The sequence below is a fragment of the Micromonospora coerulea genome, assembly GCF_016598485.1.
Classification (GTDB): Bacteria; Actinomycetota; Actinomycetes; order Mycobacteriales; family Micromonosporaceae; genus Micromonospora; species Micromonospora coerulea.
Genome location: NZ_JAEMUW010000001.1, coordinates 367,559 through 386,500 on the forward strand (window position 1 = coordinate 367,559; position 18,942 = coordinate 386,500).

The 18,942-nt window shown below is 74.4% G+C and carries 18 protein-coding genes and 1 pseudogene; 10 read left to right on the top strand and 9 right to left on the bottom strand.

What is annotated here, in order from left to right; translation table 11 throughout:
- Positions 1-168: 168 nt before the first annotated feature.
- On the bottom strand, positions 169-2,001 hold the full coding sequence (locus tag I8N68_RS01820) for a tetratricopeptide repeat protein (protein ID WP_307812485.1): 1,833 nt from the start codon (positions 1,999-2,001) through the stop codon (positions 169-171).
- A 184-nt stretch (positions 2,002-2,185) separates the two neighbouring features.
- Between I8N68_RS01820 and I8N68_RS01825 the strand changes: the two genes are divergently transcribed.
- On the top strand, positions 2,186-3,217 hold the full coding sequence (locus I8N68_RS01825) for an SIS domain-containing protein (protein WP_200206972.1): 1,032 nt from the start codon (positions 2,186-2,188) through the stop codon (positions 3,215-3,217).
- A gap of 25 nt (positions 3,218-3,242) precedes the next feature.
- Positions 3,243-4,787: a sensor histidine kinase gene (locus tag I8N68_RS01830; RefSeq protein ID WP_200206728.1), complete on the top strand. Its 1,545-nt coding sequence runs from the start codon at positions 3,243-3,245 to the stop codon at positions 4,785-4,787.
- Between the two features lie 9 nt (positions 4,788-4,796).
- On the opposite strand, the gene I8N68_RS01835 is transcribed toward I8N68_RS01830, so the two are convergent.
- Positions 4,797-6,359 carry a glycosyltransferase family 39 protein gene (locus I8N68_RS01835; RefSeq protein WP_307812486.1) on the bottom strand — a complete coding sequence of 521 codons (1,563 nt, stop codon included), beginning with the start codon at positions 6,357-6,359 and terminating at the stop codon, positions 4,797-4,799.
- 467 nt (positions 6,360-6,826) lie between these two features.
- On the opposite strand from I8N68_RS01835, the gene I8N68_RS01840 reads away from it, so the two are divergent.
- From I8N68_RS01840 to I8N68_RS01855, 4 genes and pseudogenes are all read left to right on the top strand, one after another.
- Complete coding sequence (locus I8N68_RS01840; RefSeq protein ID WP_200206730.1) at positions 6,827-8,539, top strand: nitrite/sulfite reductase; 1,713 nt, start codon at positions 6,827-6,829, stop codon at positions 8,537-8,539.
- Positions 8,536-8,694 carry an IS1 family transposase gene (locus tag I8N68_RS01845; protein ID WP_200206731.1) on the top strand — a complete coding sequence of 53 codons (159 nt, stop codon included), beginning with the start codon at positions 8,536-8,538 and terminating at the stop codon, positions 8,692-8,694. Before I8N68_RS01840 ends, I8N68_RS01845 begins: the two co-directional genes overlap by 4 nt.
- Positions 8,691-9,452, top strand: a complete 762-nt coding sequence (locus I8N68_RS01850; RefSeq protein ID WP_200206732.1) for a phosphoadenylyl-sulfate reductase — start codon at positions 8,691-8,693, stop codon at positions 9,450-9,452. The genes I8N68_RS01845 and I8N68_RS01850 overlap by 4 nt, the downstream gene beginning before the upstream one ends.
- A pseudogene (locus I8N68_RS01855) lies at positions 9,434-10,201 on the top strand (sirohydrochlorin chelatase); the annotation flags it as partial. The gene I8N68_RS01850 and the pseudogene I8N68_RS01855, both read left to right, overlap by 19 nt.
- A gap of 67 nt (positions 10,202-10,268) precedes the next feature.
- Here I8N68_RS01855 and I8N68_RS01860 read toward each other — a convergent pair.
- Complete coding sequence (locus I8N68_RS01860; protein ID WP_089012725.1) at positions 10,269-10,526, bottom strand: WhiB family transcriptional regulator; 258 nt, start codon at positions 10,524-10,526, stop codon at positions 10,269-10,271.
- Positions 10,527-10,972: 446 nt separating this feature from the next.
- A complete protein-coding gene (locus I8N68_RS01865) occupies positions 10,973-11,923 on the bottom strand; it encodes a diacylglycerol/lipid kinase family protein (protein ID WP_200206734.1) in 951 nt (316 codons plus the stop codon).
- 43 nt (positions 11,924-11,966) lie between these two features.
- Here I8N68_RS01865 and I8N68_RS01870 point away from each other — a divergent pair, with 43 nt between their 5' ends.
- A complete protein-coding gene (locus I8N68_RS01870) occupies positions 11,967-12,356 on the top strand; it encodes a hypothetical protein (protein ID WP_200206735.1) in 390 nt (129 codons plus the stop codon).
- A gap of 51 nt (positions 12,357-12,407) precedes the next feature.
- On the opposite strand, the gene I8N68_RS01875 is transcribed toward I8N68_RS01870, so the two are convergent.
- The 3 genes from I8N68_RS01875 to sodN form a co-directional block, all read right to left on the bottom strand.
- A complete protein-coding gene (locus tag I8N68_RS01875) occupies positions 12,408-12,815 on the bottom strand; it encodes an ATP-binding protein (RefSeq protein WP_200206736.1) in 408 nt (135 codons plus the stop codon).
- A gap of 32 nt (positions 12,816-12,847) precedes the next feature.
- Positions 12,848-13,357 (bottom strand): GNAT family N-acetyltransferase, encoded by a 510-nt coding sequence (locus I8N68_RS01880; protein WP_200206973.1) that lies wholly within the window; start codon positions 13,355-13,357, stop codon positions 12,848-12,850.
- Between the two features lie 65 nt (positions 13,358-13,422).
- Positions 13,423-13,827 (bottom strand): superoxide dismutase, Ni, encoded by a 405-nt coding sequence (gene sodN / locus I8N68_RS01885; protein ID WP_109804409.1) that lies wholly within the window; start codon positions 13,825-13,827, stop codon positions 13,423-13,425.
- An 84-nt stretch (positions 13,828-13,911) separates the two neighbouring features.
- On the opposite strand from sodN, the gene I8N68_RS01890 reads away from it, so the two are divergent.
- The 3 genes from I8N68_RS01890 to I8N68_RS01900 all read left to right on the top strand — a co-directional run bounded on the left by I8N68_RS01890 (position 13,912) and on the right by I8N68_RS01900 (position 16,624).
- Positions 13,912-14,262: a S24/S26 family peptidase gene (locus I8N68_RS01890; RefSeq protein WP_200206737.1), complete on the top strand. Its 351-nt coding sequence runs from the start codon at positions 13,912-13,914 to the stop codon at positions 14,260-14,262.
- Positions 14,263-14,402: 140 nt separating this feature from the next.
- Positions 14,403-15,578 (top strand): NAD(P)-dependent malic enzyme, encoded by a 1,176-nt coding sequence (locus I8N68_RS01895; protein WP_200206739.1) that lies wholly within the window; start codon positions 14,403-14,405, stop codon positions 15,576-15,578.
- Positions 15,579-15,661: 83 nt separating this feature from the next.
- Positions 15,662-16,624: a zinc-binding dehydrogenase gene (locus I8N68_RS01900; protein ID WP_200206740.1), complete on the top strand. Its 963-nt coding sequence runs from the start codon at positions 15,662-15,664 to the stop codon at positions 16,622-16,624.
- Positions 16,625-16,718: 94 nt separating this feature from the next.
- Here the strand turns inward: I8N68_RS01900 and I8N68_RS01905 are convergent, their stop codons facing one another.
- The gene (locus I8N68_RS01905; protein ID WP_200206741.1) at positions 16,719-17,684 is read right to left on the bottom strand and encodes an alpha/beta hydrolase family protein; all 966 of its coding nucleotides are present in this window, start codon (positions 17,682-17,684) and stop codon (positions 16,719-16,721) included.
- A 213-nt stretch (positions 17,685-17,897) separates the two neighbouring features.
- Positions 17,898-18,842: an alpha/beta hydrolase family protein gene (locus tag I8N68_RS01910; protein ID WP_200206742.1), complete on the bottom strand. Its 945-nt coding sequence runs from the start codon at positions 18,840-18,842 to the stop codon at positions 17,898-17,900.
- Positions 18,843-18,942 lie beyond the last annotated feature (100 nt).

An 18,942-nucleotide genomic window follows, 5' to 3' on the forward strand; every position in this document is an offset into this window, starting at 1 on the left:
ACGCCGACCCGACCCCGGGTACGGCGTGGCCGCGCCGCGTTCCCGGCCCACCCCGCCGACTCCGGCCGGTGGCGCGCCGCCCGCCCTCCCGCACCGCTGGCCGTCCTCGCGCTCGCCGTCCACTGTGCGCACCCCGCCAGGCGCCGTCCCGGTCGGCTGGAGGCCGGGTCAGCGGCGGCGGAAGGGTCCGGTCAGGCGGTGCCAGAGGCGGGCCAGCCGGCCCGGTCGGGCGGTGCCGGTGGCCGGTGCACCGGTCAGCTCGTGGGCCAGGGCGGTGGTCGCCGGGTCGAGATCCGGGGTGGCGAGGGCCAGGTGGGCCACGGAGGTGGCGATCGGGACCCGGCGCTCGCGGGCCACCGCGGCCACGTCGGCGAGGCGTTCGGCCATCACCCGGGCCACGTCGGGGCGTACCGCGGGGTCGACCCAGGCGGCGGTGACCAGGGCGAAGAGCGCCGCTTCGGTGGTCCAGTCCTCGACGCCCCAGACCAGTTCCAGCAGCACCCGCCGGCGGGTGGACCCGGCCCACGGTTCGTCCGTGCGGTGGTGCAGCAGGCCGAGGCAGGCCCAGACCTGGACGCACCGGACCCAGAGTGAGGGGTCCTGGCCGGCGAGCACCCGGCCCAACGCGGTCGGTGGCGCCTCGGGCGGGTGCACCAGCAGACCGAGCAGGTCGGCCAGTTCCAGCGTGGCCAGCCCGACCGCGGCGTCGTACGCGGCCGGCGGGTGCGGCCACGCCGGGTGGGCGAGCTGCCGGATCCGGTCCGCCGCCGCAGGCGAGGGGACGGGCAGGGCGGGCGCGGCGGTGGTGCCGTCGTACCGCCAGAGCTGACAGGTGGTGGCCCGGCGGGGCTCGCGCGGGTCCGGGTCCGCCACCGCGGCGACCTCCACGTCGATCCCGGGCACGGCCGTGGCGACGGTATGCATCGCGCTGGGCGGCTCCAGCGCGTCCAGCCGTACCGCGATCCGGGCGGCGCCCTCGGCGGTGAGGGCCTGCCGCAGCGCGTCCAGCATCGGGCCGCCGGCCGGGGTGACCTGGCCCAGCCAGGGCCGGCTGCGGCAGCTCTCGGCGAGGTCGCCGTGCTCGTGGGTGTCGTCGGGATGGTCGCGGGCGAAGTCGGCCAGGGCGACGAGGTGCAGCACGTCCCCGTCGCGCTGGAAGCGCAGCCGGTGCGCGGTGTGTACCGCGCAGTCGAAGGTGGGGTCACGGGCCAGGGCGCGGTCGATCCAGTCCAGCGCCTCGTCGAGCCGACCGGTGTCGGCGAGCGTGCCGGCGATGTCGGCGTAGACCGCGAGGTCGTCGGGGTCGTGTTCGACGGCCCGGCCGAGCGCGGCCAGGGCGTCGCGGGTCCGGCCGGCGCTGCGGTAGGCGTACCCGAGCCAGACCTCGCCGAGCTTGGACGGCTCCGCGCGTACTCCCCGAGCGGCCCAGGTGACGGCGAGGGCGACCTCGCCGATCCGCCGGGCCAGCGCGGACGCCGCGCCCAGCAGCAGCGCGTGCCCGGGGTGCACGGCGACCGCGTTGCCGGCCAGGGTGAGGTACGGCCGCAGCGGGTCGCGGAACTGCCGGGGAACCGGGTCCGGCACGGCCGCGCAGATCTGCATGAGGATCCGGGCGGTCCGCTCGGGATCGAGGCGTGCCGGCAGCTCGGGGGCGGTCACCCAGGGCACGCCCGCCCAGTCGGCGCCGGGCGCGTAGCCGGTGGCGGCCGCGAGCAGGTCGAGCCCCTCGGCGGGGCGGCCGGCGGCGGCGAGCAGGTGCGCGCGGGCCACCACCGCGCCGACGAATGCGTGGTGCCCGAGCGGGAAGAGATCCAGGTCGCCGCCGCTGGCCGCGGCGAGCCGGGAGAGGGCCTCGTGCACCTCGGGCCGGGTGGGGGCCTGGACGAGGGCGGCGGCGACGTGGTCGGCGGCGTGCTGGAGGTCCCCTTCGCCGAGCGCCAGGCGGGCGAGCGCGAGTTCCTCCTCCGCGGAGAGCGCGGGGTCGTCCGTTCCGTCGGGCACGTCGTCCTCTCGGTGAGTCGGTTCGCCGGCCGAGCAAGCGTAGGGGATGGTGCACCGATTCGGTGATCCACTGCGCATTGCTGCTCGTTCGATTGCTCGTGTGGGCGCAATGATGCAAGACTGAGCACCGATTGCGCGGCAATCGCGCAGAGGGGAGTTCTCCGTGACCCGTCCAGGCGCCGGCATGGCCGCCGACATCGACGAGCAGCCGGCCGGCTACGACCGCCTGCTCTCCGCCGAGCACGCCGGGGCGATCGCCCAGGTGGCGGCGGTGATCGCCGAGCGCCGGCCCCGGCACGTGGTCTTCACCGCCCGGGGCACCTCCGACCACGCGGCCCTCTACGCGGCGTACCTGACCGAGATCCGCCTCGGCCTGCCCGCCGGCCTGGCTTCGCCGAGCGCGGTCACCGTCTACGGCGCCCGCCCCGACCTCTCCGACGCCCTGGTCGTCGGGGTCAGCCAGAGCGGCGGCTCGCCCGACCTGGCCGAGGTGCTCCGGACGGCCCGGGCCTCCGGCGCGCTCACCCTCGCCGTCACCAACGCGCCCGACTCGCCGCTGGCGCAGACCGCCGAGCTCTCCGTCGACATCGCCGCCGGGCACGAGCGGGCCGTCGCGGCCACCAAGACGTACACCGCCGAGCTGCTCGCGCTGCTGCTGCTCATCGAGGGGGTACGCGCCGGCGACGGCGTGCTGCCGGCCGAGGAGCGGGCCGCGCTCGCCGCCCTGCCCGAGCTGGCCGAGCGCACCCTCACCGACCCCACCCCGGCCCAGCTCGCCCCGCGCTACCGGTTCGCCGCCCAGCTCGTCACCACCGGCCGCGGGTACGCCTACCCGACCGCGCGGGAGGCGGCGCTGAAGCTGATGGAGACCTCGTACCTGCCGGCGCTCGCCTTCTCCGGCGCCGACCTGCTGCACGGCCCCCTCGCCATGACCGACCCGGACGTGCCGGTGCTCGCGGTGGTCGGCTCCGGCCCGGGCGGCCGGTCGATGGGGGAGGTGCTGCCCCGGCTCGGCGAGCGCCGCGCCGACGTGGTGGTGGTCGGCTCCGCCGACGTCGAGGGGGCCACCCGGATCGCCGTCCCCGAGGTCGACGAGCGGTACGCCCCGCTGCTGGACATCCTTCCGTTGCAGCGGCTCGCGCTGGCGCTGGCGCTGGCCCGGGGCGAGGACCCGGACGCCCCGCGCGGGCTGAAGAAGATCACCGCGACGATGTGACCTCCGACGTGTCACGCTGTGTCTCGTGTCCACGCTGCGCGACCTCGCCGAGGAGCACACCCAGCTCCGCCCGGCCGACATCGACCACCTGCACCGGATCGCCGGGGACTGGCAACTGCTGTCCGACCTCTCCTTCGCCGACCTGCTGCTGTGGGTGCCGGTGGACGGCGACGGAACGTTCCTCTGCGTGGCCCAGGTCCGCCCGACGACCGCCCCCACCGCGTACCTCGATGACCAGGTGGGGCGGATCGTCGGCGGGCCCGAGGTGGCGCACCTGGAGGTCGCCCACCGGCAGGGCCGGATCTGGCGGGAGGGCGACCCGGTCTGGTACGGCGACGTGCCCGCCCGGCACGAGGCGATCCCGGTGCGGCTGCGTACCGCCGACGGGGAGGCCGGCGAGGTGGTCGCCGTGGTCGGCCGGGACACCAACCTCTCCACCGCCCGCACGCCCAGCCAGCTGGAACTGAACTACCTGACCACCGCCGACGACCTGGCCCAGATGATCGCCGACGGCACCTTCCCGCCGCCCCGGCATCCCGGCGAGACCACCTCCGCGCCCCGGGTCGGCGACGGCCTGGTCCGGCTGGACGCCAACGGCAAGGTCACCTACGCCAGCCCGAACGCGCAGTCCGCGTACCGCCGGTTGGGCTACGCCTCCCACCTGGTGGGGGAGGATCTGGCCAAGCTGCACCGTCGGCTGGCCGGCGACCCCCTGGAAGGCACCGACGCGGCCAACGCCATCCTGGCCGCGCTGCGCGGGGACGCCCCGCCCCGGCGGGAGGTCGACGCGCGCGGCGCCACCATGCTCACCCGGGCGCTGCCGCTGATGCCGGCCGGCGTGCCGATCGGGGCGCTGGTGCTGGTCCGCGACATCACCGAGGTACGCCGCCGGGACCGCGCCCTGATCACCAAGGACGCCACCATCCGGGAGATCCACCACCGGGTGAAGAACAACCTTCAGACCGTGGCCGCCCTGCTGCGCCTCCAGGCCCGCCGGGTCGCCATGCCGGAGGCCCGGGTGGCCCTGGAGGAGTCGGTCCGCCGGGTCGCCTCGATCGCGCTGGTCCACGAGACGCTCTCCATGTCCAGCGACGAGGCGGTGGAGTTCGACGGCATCGTCGACCGGGTGGCCAGCGCGGCCACCGAGGTCGCGGCGACCGAGGTGACGGTCGGCATGCGCCGTACCGGCAGCTTCGGCGTGCTGCCCGCCGAGATCGCCACCTCGCTGGTGATGGTCCTCAACGAGCTGCTGCTCAACGCCGTGGAGCACGGCTTCCCGCCCGGGGAGGAGGGCGCGGCCGCCGCCGAGGGGGACGGGAAGCCCGAGGTGGTGGTCTCGGCGCACCGGTTCCGCAAGCAGTTGCACGTCTCCGTCGCCGACAACGGGCGTGGCCTGCCCGAGCAGTTCGACGCCGAACGCGGCGGCCGGCTCGGCCTGCAGATCGTCCGGGCTCTGGTGACCGGGGAGCTGCGCGGCACCATCGAGCTGCGCAACGGCGCCACCGGCGGCACGGAGGCCGTGCTGGTGGTCCCCCTCGCCCGCGGCTCCGCCGACCGCCTGACCCCCTGACCCGGGGGGTCAGCGGGTGAGCAGGGCGACGGTGAGGCCGGGGTGGGGCCAGACCTGGCGGACGGTGAAGGCGTTGCGCAGGGCGGCGCCCTTCGCCCCGGGCACGGTGGCCAGCGGGTCGGCCGGCCGCCCGGCGACCACCAGCCAGACCCGCCGCACGCCGGCCAGGCACTCCGCCGGCCGGTCGCACTCGCTGGCCCAGAGGTCCGCACGCTGCCGCTGGTCGCGCACCACCAGCACGTCGCGGGGCCGCCGCGACCCCAGGTGGTACGCGACGCCGAGGTCCAGGAAGAGCCAACTGTCCCGGGGCGAGTAGACGATCACGTCGCCCGGCTGCTCCCGCTCCCCGATCACCCGGGCCACGCCCCGGTAGTCGACGGTCGCGCTGCGCGGCCACTCGTGGGTGCGGCGCAGCGCCGCCTGGTCGGGCAGGCCCAACAGTCCGGCCAGCGTCACCACGGCGAGCGCCGGGGCCAGCCGTACGCCTGCCAGCGCCACCCCGGCCAGCAGGCAGGCGAACGGCACGATGAACACGAGGTACCGGGGCACCCACAGCGGCACCACGGTTCCGGCGGCGAAGAGCAGCAGCACCGGCAGCAGCGCGGCGGCGGACGGCAGCAGCGCCCGCCGCCCGAGCCGGCCGGCGCCCAGCGCGGCGAGGCCGAGCAGCAGCCCACCCACCGCGCCGCTCTGCGCCACCCCGCCGGGTAACGCCGCCAGATCGGTCAGCCGGGCCGGGTCCACCCAGTCGAGCTGCCGGGACCGCTGCCCCCGAGCCACCAGCACCAGCGGACCGACGAGCAGGACGGCCGGCGCCAGCGCCGCCAGCCACCACCGCAGGACGTGGCGATCCGCCGGGCGCACGCCGCCCGCTCCGCCGTTCTCGCCACGGTCGCCCGGGGTGCGCTCCTCGGCGGACGGCCCGGCGTTGGACGGCGGTTCGAGGCCGGCGGCGGCCGGTCCGCGCCACCGGGCGAGGAGCACCGCCACGGCGTGTGCGACGAGCAGGGTGAGCGCGATCAGGTGGGTCAGGCCCAGCGCCGAGACGGCGGCCGCGTAGCCCGCCCAGCGGATCCCCGACGGCCGGCGCAGCGCGCCGACCAGCAGCAGCGTGGCGAGCACCGCGAACAGCGTGGCCAGCGCGTAGGGGCGGGCCTCCTGGGCGTACCGGGAGGTGCCGGGCAGGACGGCGAAGAGCAGGCCGGCGAGCAGCCCGGCCCGGGCGTCGACCAGCCGCTCGCCGAGCCGGGCGGTGAGCGCGGCGGCGGCGGCCATGGCGAGCGCGGAGGGCAGCCGCAGGGCCGTCGGCGACGTCCCGGCCAGCCCGGTCCAGCCGTGCATGACCAGGTAGTACGGTCCGGTCGCGGCGTCGATGGTGCCGGCCAGCCGGACCAGGTCGCGGGCCGGGCGGGTGGCGGCGCTCCAGGTCGCCAGCTCGTCCCGCCACGGCTGGGCGTGACCGATTCCGGTGCCGGTGACGAGCAGGGTGAGCAGCGCCGGCCCCGCCCAGACCAGCCACGTCCGGCGGTCACCGGTCGTCCCGGCCGGTCCGGAGGCGGAGGCTGCGGTCACATCCCGCAGCGTCACACAGCGCAACCCGCCCGTCGGGCGGTCCGCCGATCCGCGCCGCCGGACTGCGCCGGGACGGTGACCCGGGTGCGGCGCGGCGACCAGCCGCGGAACGGCCGTCTGCCGCCGGCCGGGATACAGCAGCACCAGGGGGCAGGCCCGTACGGCCTCCACGACGGCCCGGCGGGTGGCCCGTGATGTGGGATGGCACACGCAGTCATTGGTCGGCGCCGCACCGGTGTGGGAGCATGCACTCATGACCGCCGCTGTCGTCCGCCGCTTCGTGGCCCGTCGCCACGTTGATTACGGCCGCGTGCGCAGCGCCATCTGTCCGGCCTACTGACGACGCCCGACCCATCCGTCTCGGGCGCGTTCCGCGCCGGCCGTCGAAGACATCGCCGTCCACCGCCCTTCCCAGGGTCAGCCGCCGCGTCCGCGTCCAGGCACAGCAGACAACGGAGGACGCCGCGATGGCGGTCAGCAGCACCCCGACCCGGCCTGAGACCCCGGCGGCGCCCGCCGCCCGGGCACCCCGCCGGCCGCGTGGTGAGGGGCAGTGGGCGCTGGGGCACCGCGAGCCGCTCAACGCCAACGAGCGGATCAAGAAGGACGACGACCCGCTGAACGTCCGGGCCCGGATCGAGAACATCTACGCCCACCGGGGCTTCGCGTCGATCGACCCGCAGGACCTGCGCGGCCGGTTCCGCTGGTGGGGGCTCTACACCCAGCGCAAGGCCGGCATCGACGGCGGGCGCACCGCCGTGCTGGAGCCGCACGAGCTGGAGGACGAGTTCTTCATGCTCCGGGTCCGGGTCGACGGCGGCCAGCTCAACCTGGCCCAGCTCCGGGTGATCGCCGACATCTCCCGGGAGTTCGCCCGGGACACCGCCGACATCACCGACCGGCAGAACGTCCAGTTCCACTGGATCCGGGTCGAGGACATGCCGGAGATCTGGCGCCGGCTGGAGGCGGTCGGCCTGCAGACCACCGAGGCCTGCGGCGACTGCCCGCGCATCGTGCTCGGCAGCCCCGTCGCCGGGGTGGCCGAGGCCGAACTGCTCGACCCGACCCCGGCGATCGACGAGATCGTCAGCCGGTACGTCGGCGACAAGCAGTTCTCCAACCTGCCCCGCAAGTTCAAGACCTCGATCTCCTGGCTGGTCGACACCCCGTACGAGGCGAACGACATCGCGTTCCTCGGCGTCGACCACCCGGAGCACGGCCCCGGCTTCGACGTCTGGGTCGGCGGCGGTCTCTCCACCAACCCGATGCTGGCCCAGCGGCTCGGCGTCTGGGTGCCGCTCGGCGAGGTGCCGGACGTCTGGGCCGGCGTGGTCGGCATCTTCCGCGACTACGGCTACCGCCGGCTGCGCAACCGCGCCCGGCTGAAGTTCCTGGTAGCCGACTGGGGTGTGGCGAAGTTCCGCGAGGTGCTCGAGAAGGAGTATCTGGGCCGGACGCTGCTCGACGGCCCGGCGCCGGAGCTGCCGAGCAAGCCGGTCGACCACATCGGCGTGCACCTACAGCGCGACGGGCGTAACTACGTCGGGGCCGCCCCGGTGGTCGGGCGGGTCTCCGGTGCGCAGCTCGCCGAGCTGGCCGACTCCGTCGAGGCACATGGCAGCGACCGGGTGCGGCTCACCCCGTACCAGAAGCTGCTGGTGCTCGACGTGGCGCCGGAGCGGACGGAGTCCCTGGTCAGGGCCCTGCGCCGAATCGGCCTGGAGGCGCGGCCGTCGGCCTGGCGGCGCGGCACCATGGCCTGCACCGGCATCGAGTTCTGCAAGCTCGCCATCGTGGAGACCAAGGCCCGCGGCGAGGAGCTGGTGGCCCGGCTGGAGGAGCGGCTGCGCGACTTCGACGCCGACATCTCCATCCACCTCAACGGCTGCCCCAACGCCTGCGCCCGCACCCAGGTGGCCGACATCGGCCTGAAGGGCCAGCTGGTGGTCGGCCCGGACGGCCGGCAGGTGGAGGGCTTCCAGGTGCACCTGGGCGGCGGCCTGGGCATGGCGCACGGGCAGACCGCCGGCTTCGGCCGCAAGCTGCGCGGCCTGAAGACCACCGCCGAGGAGCTTCCCGAGTACGTGGAACGGCTGGCCCGCCGCTACCTGGCCGGCCGGACCGAGGGCGAGACGTTCGCCACCTGGGTGATCAGGGTCGACGAGGAGGAACTCCGATGAGCGATGCCAGATCCGCGCCGCTGTACTGCCCGTACTGCGGCGAGGAGGACCTGCGGCCGAGCGAGGCCGGGCACGGTGCCTGGGAGTGCCACGCCTGCGCCCGGGTCTTCACCGTCAAGTTCACCGGCCTGCTCGGCAGGGCGGTGACCCGATGAACCTCGTCTCCGCCACCAACCTGGGCCTGGTCGGGGTCGGCGGGCCGACGCCGGCCGACCCGGCGCGGCGCGATCCGGAGGAGCTGCGCGCGCTCGCCGAGCGGGCCGGGCGGGAGCTGGAGGGCGCCCCGGCGCTGGAGATCGCCCGCTGGGCCGCCGAGACCTTCGGTGACCGGTTCTGCGTGACCAGCTCCATGGCGGACGGCGTGCTGGCGCACCTGGTCTCCCGGGTGGCGCCCGGGGTGGACGTGGTCTTCCTGGACACCGGGCTGCACTTCCCGGAGACGCTGCGGGTCCGCGACGAGGTGGCCCGGCGGCTGCCGGTGAACGTCCGCTCGATCCGCCCCCGGATGACCGTCGGGCAGCAGGACGGCCAGTACGGCCCCCGGCTGTTCAACCGGTCTCCGGACGACTGCTGCCAGCTGCGCAAGGTCGAGCCGCTGGAGCGGGCGCTGACCGGGTACGACGCGTGGGCGGCGGGGCTGCGCCGGGACGAGTCGCCGACCCGGGCCAACACGCCGGTGGTGACCTTCGACGCCCGGCGCGGCAAGGTGAAGGTCAACCCGATCGCGACGTGGACGCAGCGGGATGTGGACGCCTACCTCGCCCGGTACGACATCCCCGTCAACGAGCTGCTCGGTCGCGGGTACGGCTCGGTCGGCTGCTGGCCGTGCACCCGGCGGACGAAGGCGGGGGAGGACCCGCGGGCGGGCCGGTGGGCCATGTTCGAGAAGACCGAGTGCGGCCTGCACGTGTGACCTCGACGGGCGCCGGGACGGTCGTCGGGGCCGCCCCGGTGGTCCTGGTCGCCCACGGCAGCCGCGATCCGCGGGCCGCCGAGGCGACCCGCGCCCTGGCCCGGGCGGTCGAGGCGGCCCGTCCCGGCACCACCGTCCTGCCGAGCTGGCTGGACCACACGGAGCCGGGACCGACCGGCGTGCTGGGTGAGCTGGCCGCCGCGGGACACTCCCGCGCGGTGCTGGTGCCGTTGCTGCTGACCGCCGCGTACCACCGGAAGGTGGACATCCCGGCGGCGATCGCCGCGGCGCGGGAATCGGGGCCGCCGATGGACGTCCGGATCACCGACGTGCTCGGGCCGGCCGACGGGACCGTCGACGCGGCGCTGCTGGCCGGGCTGCGGCGGCGGCTCGCGGAGGCGGAACCGGGCCGGTTCGACGCCCTGGTGCTGGCCGCGGCGGGCACCCGGGATCATCGGGCGCGCGGCTCGGTGGGCCGGGTGGCCGCCGCGCTGGGCGCGGAGCTGGGCGTGCCGTGCCGGGTGTCGTACGCCTCGGCGGCGCCGCCGGCGGCCGGTGTCGCGGTGGCGAAGCTGCGCGCGGCGGGCGCCCGACGGGTCGCGGTGGCCGCCTATTTCCTGGCGCCGGGCCTGTTCCACGACGGTGTGGTGGCGGCGGCCCGGGACGCGGGGGCGGTGGCGGCGGGGGACCCGCTCACCGACACTCCCGAACTCGCCGATCTGGTGCTGCGCCGGGTCGATGCCTCGGCCGTCGACCCCGGACAGCACAACGCCCCGGCGGGTGACCCTGCCGGGGCGTTCAGCTTGTGTGGTGAGATCAGGCGGAGTGAGCGCGCAGCACCCGGAGACCGCCGCGGCGCTTGACCGCACGGCGCTCCTCTTCGCTCATCCCGCCCCAGACGCCGGCGTCCTGACCCGACTCGAGCGCCCACTTCAGGCACTCGTCGGTGACGGAGCAGCGCCGGCAGACGGCCTTGGCCTGCTCGACCTGCAGGAGAGCCGGACCGGACGTCCCGATCGGGAAGAACAGCTCCGGGTCCTCGTCGCGGCAGACAGCATGGTGACGCCAGTCCATGGCGGCAACACTCCTCATTCTGGATGGGTGGCAGATATCGCTTTCGTGCTTTTCCTATATGCATCCGCGATGCCGATCAGTGACGGTCAGCGTCCATCAATTCGGCACTGCGTGAGCAGGCTGCGGGCCCTGGACCTGCTGGAACAGCTCAACCTGCCGAGCATATCCAGGCAATGTCCCGGTAACACAAGTTCGCTTGTGAATACTTTCACGAACTGTCGCGATGTCAAGGGTGACGCTCGGAAAAACTCCGAGCAGTGAGCGAGCTCACCACCCTTTTGTCCGGGTTTCAGACCGCTCTGGTTACCCGGCGTGCCACAGTCGAGGATCAATATAGTACAGTCTGCGTGACATTGCTGACATTTCCGGCACCTACCCCTCGGGTGTGGCGGCCACCGCGAAGCTGCGGCGGGGTGACCACGTCAACCGACGGGAGTACCCGAGACCTAGCAGATTACTCTCAGTGCGGCCGGAACGGATGTGAATCTAACTTTCTCCCGCTCCCCGAGGTAGTCCCCGTCGAGCTGAAAAGCCTGCGGACGGGCCGAGAGCAGGGTGAACTCCGGCACGTCGTGCAGCCGCAATACTTGGCGGCCACGGGGATCGGGCTTCCGGGAGAAGGATTGCGTTACGGTTCGTGCCGTACTGGCGACCCGGAGTTGACGCATCGCCAGCACGTCCAGGCCCAGGTCGAACGAGGCCTCCGGGTTCGGATTGATCTCGCGCTCGCCCAGGTACGTCCACGGCGCGGTGTTCTGGATGATCACCGTGGCTAGGTCGCCCTCGGCCTGCTCGCCCGGGCGTTCCAGGCTGATCGCCGGGTGGCGGCGGTCCGAACCGAGGAAGTACTGCGCCACGGTGGACCGCAGATAGAGCCCGGGCGTCGAAACCCGACCCTTCCGGCGCGCCTGCTCGACCCGGTGGATCACCGCGGCGTCGACGCCGAAGCCGGCGCAGAAGGTGAAGTACCGGTCGTCCGCCCGGCCCAGGCCGATCGTGCGGGAGCGGCCCAGGCGCAGCCCCTCCAGGATCATGCTGGTTCCCTCCGGCCACTCCCGGGGCAGCCCCAGCGCGCGGGCGAAGACGTTCGTCGACCCGCCGGGGACGGTGGCCAGCGCGGGCAGCCGCTCCGCCGGGATGGCACCGGTCCGGAACGTCGGCGGATCGGCCGTCATCAGGCCGTTCACCACCTCGTTGACGGTGCCGTCGCCACCCAGGGTGACCACCAGGTCGACGCCCTCCTCGGCGGCCTCCCGGGCGAGGTCCGTGGCGTGGCCCCGTCGGCGGGTGTACCGCACCGACAGGTCGACTTCGCTGCGCAGCGCCCGGACCAGGACGTCACGGCTGCGTTCGCTGGTGGTGGTGGCCTTCGGATTGACCACCAGGACGGCCCGCATGGGCGGCACTGTACCGCGCCTACCCACGGGTATCGTGTCGCGCGTGACCATCGACTCCGCGCCGATCCCCACTACGCTCCGTTGGGCGGTACGCCTGCTGCGCGCCGAGGCGGTGGCGCTCGGCCTGGTCGCGGTGTGGCTGATCTGGTCCGACCTGACCGCCACCACCACCGACCTCACCTCGGCGCTGCTGGTCACGGCGTTCGCGGTCGCCGGGGTGGCGGCGCTCTGGGCGCTCGGCGGCGCGCTGGCCCGTTGCAAGGCCGGCGCGCGGGCCCCGGCCATCGTGCTCCAGCTGATGCTGCTGCCGGTCGGCTGGTACATGATCCAGGGCGGGCTGGGCTGGCTCGGGCTGCCGCTGATGGTGCTCGGGCTCGGCGTCACCGGCCTGCTGGTCAGCCCCGCGACCAACCGGGCGCTCGGCTTCCACTGATCCACCGCCCGCTCACCCCGCTGCAGCGCAGCGGGCGGCGGAGCCGGTCGGTCAGTATCCGGAGGCGCGGCGGGTGAGCAGCGAGATGGTCGCCCGGCCGTCGGCCGCTGTCGCCGCCGCCGACGTGGTCAGCGCGGTGAGCACCTTCCAGGCGAAGGACGACTCCGAGGGGAGCGTGGCGCCCCGGACGGTCGGCACGGTCACCTCGACGGTGAGTGCGTCGTCGGTGACCGCGAACCGGCACTCCAGCTCGGCGTTGCGGGTGGCGATCGCGAGCAGCATGGCGCACGCCTCGTCGACGGCGATGCGCAGGTCCTCGATCTCGTCGAGGGCGAACTGGAGGCGGGCCGCGAGACCCGCCGTGGCGGTGCGGAGCACGCCGAGGTAACCCCCGTCGGCGGGCACGGTGAGGTGCACCACGTCGTCGTCGGTCGTCGGCTGGCCGGTCAGTTGAGTCACGCCTCATCCCCCCGGTGCGGGACTCTACCCGGTCAGTCGGCCGGGTGCGTGGGCGCGGCAGTCGCCTGGGCGGCGAGGCCGTGCAGCGCCGGACCGGTGAGCCGGTACGGCACCCACTCGTCCATCGCGGTCGCCCCGATGGCGGCGTAGAAGCCGGCCGCCGGGTTCCAGTTGATCATCCACCAGTCGAGCCGCCGGTAACCCCGTTCGACGCAGATCGCGGCGAGGGTGGCCAGCAGCAGCCGGCCCGCTCCGCTGCCCCGGGCGGCCGGGCGGACGTACAGGTCCTCTAGGTAGATGCCGTGCACGCCTTCCCAGGTGGAGAAGTTGAGGAACCAGAGCGCGAAGCCGAGCGGGGTGTCCCGGTCGTCCACCGCGACGTGGCCGTACAGCGCCGGCGCCGGGCTACGACTGCTCCAGCTCGGCGCGTCTGACGCCGCGCCGAGACCTGGAGCAGTCGCGAACAGGGCGGCGGTCAACTGCTCGGCGGTCAGGTGGCACTGCTCCGGGGCGCGCTCGTACTCGGCGAGTTCGTGCACCATCGCGACGACGGCCGGCACGTCCTCGGGACGCGCCGGCCGGATCGTCGGTGCCTGGGCGGGCAGGGTCACGCCTTCTTGGTCTCCCAGAAGATCTTGGAGATCTCGTCGATCTTCTGCAGCAGCTTGTCGGCCACGGCCGGGTCCACGCTGCCCTTGGCGCCGCTGCCGCCGGCGAGCTTGGTGGCCTCGTTGAAGAGCGTGTGCAGGTTCGGGTACTTCTCGAAGTGCTCCGGCTTGAAGTAGTCGGTCCACAGCACCCAGAGGTGGTGCTTGACCAGCTCGGCCCGCTGCTCCTTGATGATGATGGCGCGGGTGCGGTACTCCGGGTCGGTGTTCGCCTGGTACTTCTCGGAGATTTTCTTGACCGACTCGGCCTCGATCCGGGCCTGCGCCGGGTCGTACACGCCACACGGCAGGTCGCAGTGCGCACTGGCGGTCACGCGGGGCGAAAGGATGCGGGGAAGGCGCATCAGGGTCCTCCATGGGATGTTTGCGATGATCCAAGCCGACATTACTCCTGGACATGCTCCCCGGCGGGCGGGAGGTGAAACCCGATGCGCGCCACAGGCGACTCCGCCGCGCCCGAGCTGCGCGGCCCGTTGGTGACCGTCCTGGTCACCGGACCCTCCATGGTCCCGACGCTGCGGCACGGGGACTCGGTGCTGGTACGCACGGGCGGTCGGGCCGTGCGTGCCGGCGACGTCGTGATCGCGGTCTTCCGCAGCCGCCCCGACCTGCTGGTCGTCAAGCGCGCGGTCCGTCCGCAGGACGGCGGTTGGTGGGTACGCGGCGACAACGACCTGATCACCGACGACTCCCGGGCGTACGGGGTGGCCGACGTCCGGGGCCGGGTGGTGGCCCGGTACTGGCCCCGGCCCGGCCGGGTGCGCCCCCGCTCGATATGACCCCGCTCACATCGGCGCTCCGCGTGCGCCACTATGCTCGGAAAGTGCCCGGGTGACCCCCCGCACCGCCCGCCCCGCTCGCCGCTGACCTCGCGCCCGAGCCGGCCGGTCCGTCTGCTCGACAGATCCTGGAGTCACCAATGTCTTCGTCCACCGTGGACCCCGCTGATCCCGTCTTCCGGCTGCACGTCGGCGGCAAGATGGCCGTCACCTCGACCGTGCCGCTCACCAGCCGGGAGGACCTCTCCCTCGCGTATACCCCCGGCGTGGCCCGGGTGTGCGAGGCGATCGCCGCCGATCCCGCCCTCGCCGACGACTACACCTGGGTGTCGCACACCGTCGCCGTGGTGACCGACGGTTCCGCCGTACTCGGCCTGGGCAACATCGGCCCGCGCGCGGCGCTGCCGGTGATGGAGGGCAAGGCGGTGCTGTTCAAGCAGTTCGCCGGCGTGGACGCGGTGCCGATCTGCCTGGACACCCAGGACGTGGACGAGATCGTGGCGACGGTGAAGGCGCTCGCCCCGTCGTTCGGCGGGATCAACCTGGAGGACATCAGCGCGCCGCGCTGCTTCGAGGTGGAACGCCGGCTCGACGAGGAACTGCCCATCCCGGTCTTCCACGACGACCAGCACGGCACCGCGATCGTGGTGCTGGCCGCGCTGCGTAACGCCGCCGCCCTGCTCAACCGGAAGCTCGGCGACCTGCGGGTGGCGGTCAGCGGCGCCGGTGCGGCCGGGGTGGCGGTGACCAAGATGCTGATCGCCGGGGGAGTGAACCCGGACCAGGTCGTGGTCTGCGACTCCAAGGGGATCATCGGCCGGCACCGCGAGCTGACCGGGACCAAGGCGGAGCTGGCGGAAATCACCAACGCCGAGGGCCGCCAGGGGGACATCACCGAGGCGCTGCGCGGCGCGGACGTCCTGATCGGCGTCTCCGGCGGGCAGATCCCGGAGGCGGCGGTGGCCGGGATGGCGCCCGCTGGCATCGTCTTCGCGCTGGCCAACCCCACCCCCGAGGTGCATCCGGAGGTGGCGGCCCGGCACGTGGCGGTGGTCGCCACCGGGCGCAGCGACTACCCGAACCAGATCAACAACGTGCTCGCCTTCCCCGGCGTGTTCCGGGGCGCGCTGGACGCCCGGGCCACCCGGATCACCGAGGGGATGAAGGTGGCCGCCGCCGACGCGATCGCCGGTGTGGTCGCCGAGTCGCTGACCGCCGAGGCGATCGTGCCCTCTCCGCTGGACCCGCGGGTCGCCCCTGCGGTCGCCGAGGCGGTGGCCGAGGCGGCCCGCCGCGACGGGGTCGCCCGCCGCTGAGCGGCACCGAGCCGTACCGGGGGCCCTTTCTATCGCCTTTTGGTGGGAAGGGCCCCTTCTTAACGGGCGCGCGGCTTGTTACCGTGCCGATCATGCGTGCCGCCTTTGCTTCGAGCCTCGACGCCGACAACCCGCTCGCCGCGCTCAGCGTCGGCGACCGCCCCGAGCCGACCCATCCGCAGGACGACTGGGTCACCGTGCAGGTGCGGGCCAGCTCGCTCAACCACCACGACCTCTGGTCGCTGCGCGGGGTGGGGCTGGGCCCGGACCAGCTGCCGATGATCCTCGGCTGCGATGCGGTCGGCACCGACCCGGACGGCAACGAGGTGGTCATCTACCCGGTGGTGCCCACCCCCGGCGACCCCCGGGGCGTGTCCATCCTCTCCGAGCACTTCGCCGGCACCTTCGCCGAGCGGGTGGCCGTACCCCGGATGAACCTGCTGCCGCTGCCGGACGACCTGGCGGCGACCGACGCGGCGTGCCTGCCTACGGCCTGGCTGACCGCGTGGCGGATGCTGACCACCAAGGGCCGGGTCGGCGAGGGCGAGTCGGTGCTGGTCCAGGGGGCCGGCGGCGGCGTCGCCACCGCGGCCGTCGCGCTCGGCGTCGCCCTCGGCAAGCGGGTCTACGCGACCAGCCGGGACGCCGCCAAGCGGGAGCGGATCAGCGAGCTCGGCGCCACCGCGCTGGAGCCCGGCGCCCGGCTGCCCGAGCGGGCCGACGTGGTGATCGAGACGGTCGGGGCGGCCACCTTCGACCACTCGCTGAAGTCGGCCGCGCCGATGGCCCGGATCGTCGTCTCCGGCGCCACCGCCGGGCACGAGCCCAAGGTCAACCTGCGTCGGGTCTTCGCCATGCAGCTGGAGATCCTCGGCACCTCGATGGGCACCCCGGACGAGCTGACCGAGCTGCTCGCGTTCTGCGCCGAGCGCGAGGTGCGCCCGGTGATCGACGAGGTGGTTCCGTTCAGCCGCATCGAGGACGCCTTCGCCCGCCTCGCCTCCGGCGACGTTTTCGGCAAGGTGGTCATCGACCACACCGCCTGACCGCCCCGCACCAGGATTCGGGCAAGTTCAGCGAAAGCGTGGCCAGGCTCCAACCGATGGCCACGCTTTCGCTGAAAGCGGCTGGGAGCCGGGGTCAGAGGTGGTCGTCGAGGGTGGCCAGGTTGCCGCGGGTGGCGTCGGTGGGGAGGCGGTCCTTCGCCTTCGTGTCGCCGTACAGGGTCCAGCGGAGGAACTCGACCGTGGTGTCGGCGACCACCCGCAGGGCTCTGCCGTCGGCCAGCAGGGCCCGGCCGTGGTCGCCCTTGGGCAGGCTGAGCATCGCCTTCGGCCAGGGCACCGCGTCGTAGACCGCCTTGCCGGCCGCGTAGTCCACCACCTCGTCGGCCTCGCCGTGCACGAAGAGCTGCGGTGCGGCGGCGCCGGCGAAGGCGGTGCCCACCCCGAGCGCCGTACCGGCGAAGACGATGCCGGCGTCCAGCCGTTCGTCCCGGCCGGCGGTGAAGAGCCCGATCGTGGTCACCCCGCCGGCGCTGTGCCCGGCCGCGGCCACCCGCTCGGCGTCCAGCCGGCCGCGCAGCGGATCATCGGCCTTCGTGTCGAGGGCGAGCACCTGGGTCAGCGCGTACGACACGTCCGCCGGCTGGTTGAGCACGTCGAGCACGTTGCCGTCGCTGCCCGTGCCGGTGTGCGGGAACCGCGGCGCGGCCACCACGAAGCCGGCCGCCGCCCAGCGGCTCAGCAGGAGCTGGTAGTCCTCCGGCCGGGCGCCGAGGCCATGGCTGAACATCACCACCGGGAACCGGCCGGTCGCGGCCGGCGCCGAGCGCTCCGGCGTGCCGCCCGCCGCGCCCCGGGCCGGGTACCAGAGGGTCACCGGCAGCGGGCGGTCGCCGTCGCGGTTCAGCTTGAGCTGCCGTACGCCGACGGCGAAGGTCTCGGTGGGGGCGTTGCCGGCGGGTACCCGGGGCGCCGGGGTGGTCGCCTTCGGCGGCGGGGTCGGGATGCCGCGCACCGCCGGCGCGGCACCGCTCGAGCAGCCTGCGACAGTCATGGCGAGCAGGGCGGCGACGGCCAGTGCGGGGGTTGGGCGACGGGACATGAAGACGATTGTGCCTCGCGCCGCGCGGTAACCGGTCCCACATCGCCCGGAGGGTGACCCGCTCACTCGCTCGCCCGGCTGGCCTCGGGACGGCGGCCGGCCGGCGCGGCGAGCGGGTGGGCATTCGGCGCGCCAGGCCGGCGCCAGGTCGCCGAGGGGACGGGATGCCGCCACCTCGCGGAACCGGCCTCGGCCGCGGGCCGCGCCGAGGGGTCAGCGGGGGAGGCGGCTGGTGAGGGTGGTGACCGGAGGACCGTGGGCGTCGGCAGGGAGGCGGTGCAGGGCCGCCCGATCGTCGTAGAGGGTCCAACGGAGGAAGTCGGTGGTGGTGGCGAGGACCTGGGTGAAGCCGGGGTGGCCGGGGGACAGGAAGTCGCCGTGGCCCTGGCCGGGCAGGCTCAGGAACGCGGCCGGACCGGTCGCCCGGGCGTACGCGGCGCGGCCGGCGGACTCGGGCACGATCGGGTCCGCGCTCCCATGCACGAAGAGCAGCGGCGCGGGCGGGCCGGCGAAGCTGCCGGCCAGGCCACCGCCGGCGATGACGATGCCGGCGCGCAGCCGCGCCGAGTGTCCCGCGGTGAACATGCCGGCCGTGGTGAAGCCGCCCGCCGAGTGACCGGCCGCGGCGATCCGGTCGACCGCCAGGTGCCCGGCGAGCGGGTCGTCCCGGCGGGCGTCGAGGCGGACCAGGTGCCGGATCAGTCGCCACCCGTCGGCGGGCTGGTGGCGCACGTCGGCTCGGGTGAAGTCCGTCGCCCGCAGGTTCGTACGCGGGTAGGTCGGCGCGACCACCACGAAGCCGGCGGCGGCCCACCGGGTGGTCAGCGGGGCGTGCAGCTCGGGGAGGCTGCGCAGCCCGTGGCTGTAAACGACCACCGGGAAGCGTCCCGCCGCCACGGGCGCGCCGGCCACCGGTACCGGGCCGACCGCAGGTACCGGGCCGGCGGACGGGTACCAGATCGTGACCGGGAGCGGCCGCGGGCCGGTCGGGTCGACGGTGAGCTGCCGGACCCCGACCGGGAGGCTCCACTGCGGGGCCGGCCCGAAGGAGCCCGGGCGACCGCTCCCGGGCGGTGGCCCGCCGGACGCGGCGGTGGCCGGGCCGCAGCCGGCCAGCAGCGCCGTCAACAGCGCGGCGACCAGCCGCTGCACCCCCACCGTTCCACGGTAGGTCGCCCGGCGGTCGGGGCGGCCCCGCCGTCCGGACCGGCCGCCGTCACCACCCGGTCGGTACGCCTCCGCCGGCCGGCCCGACCTG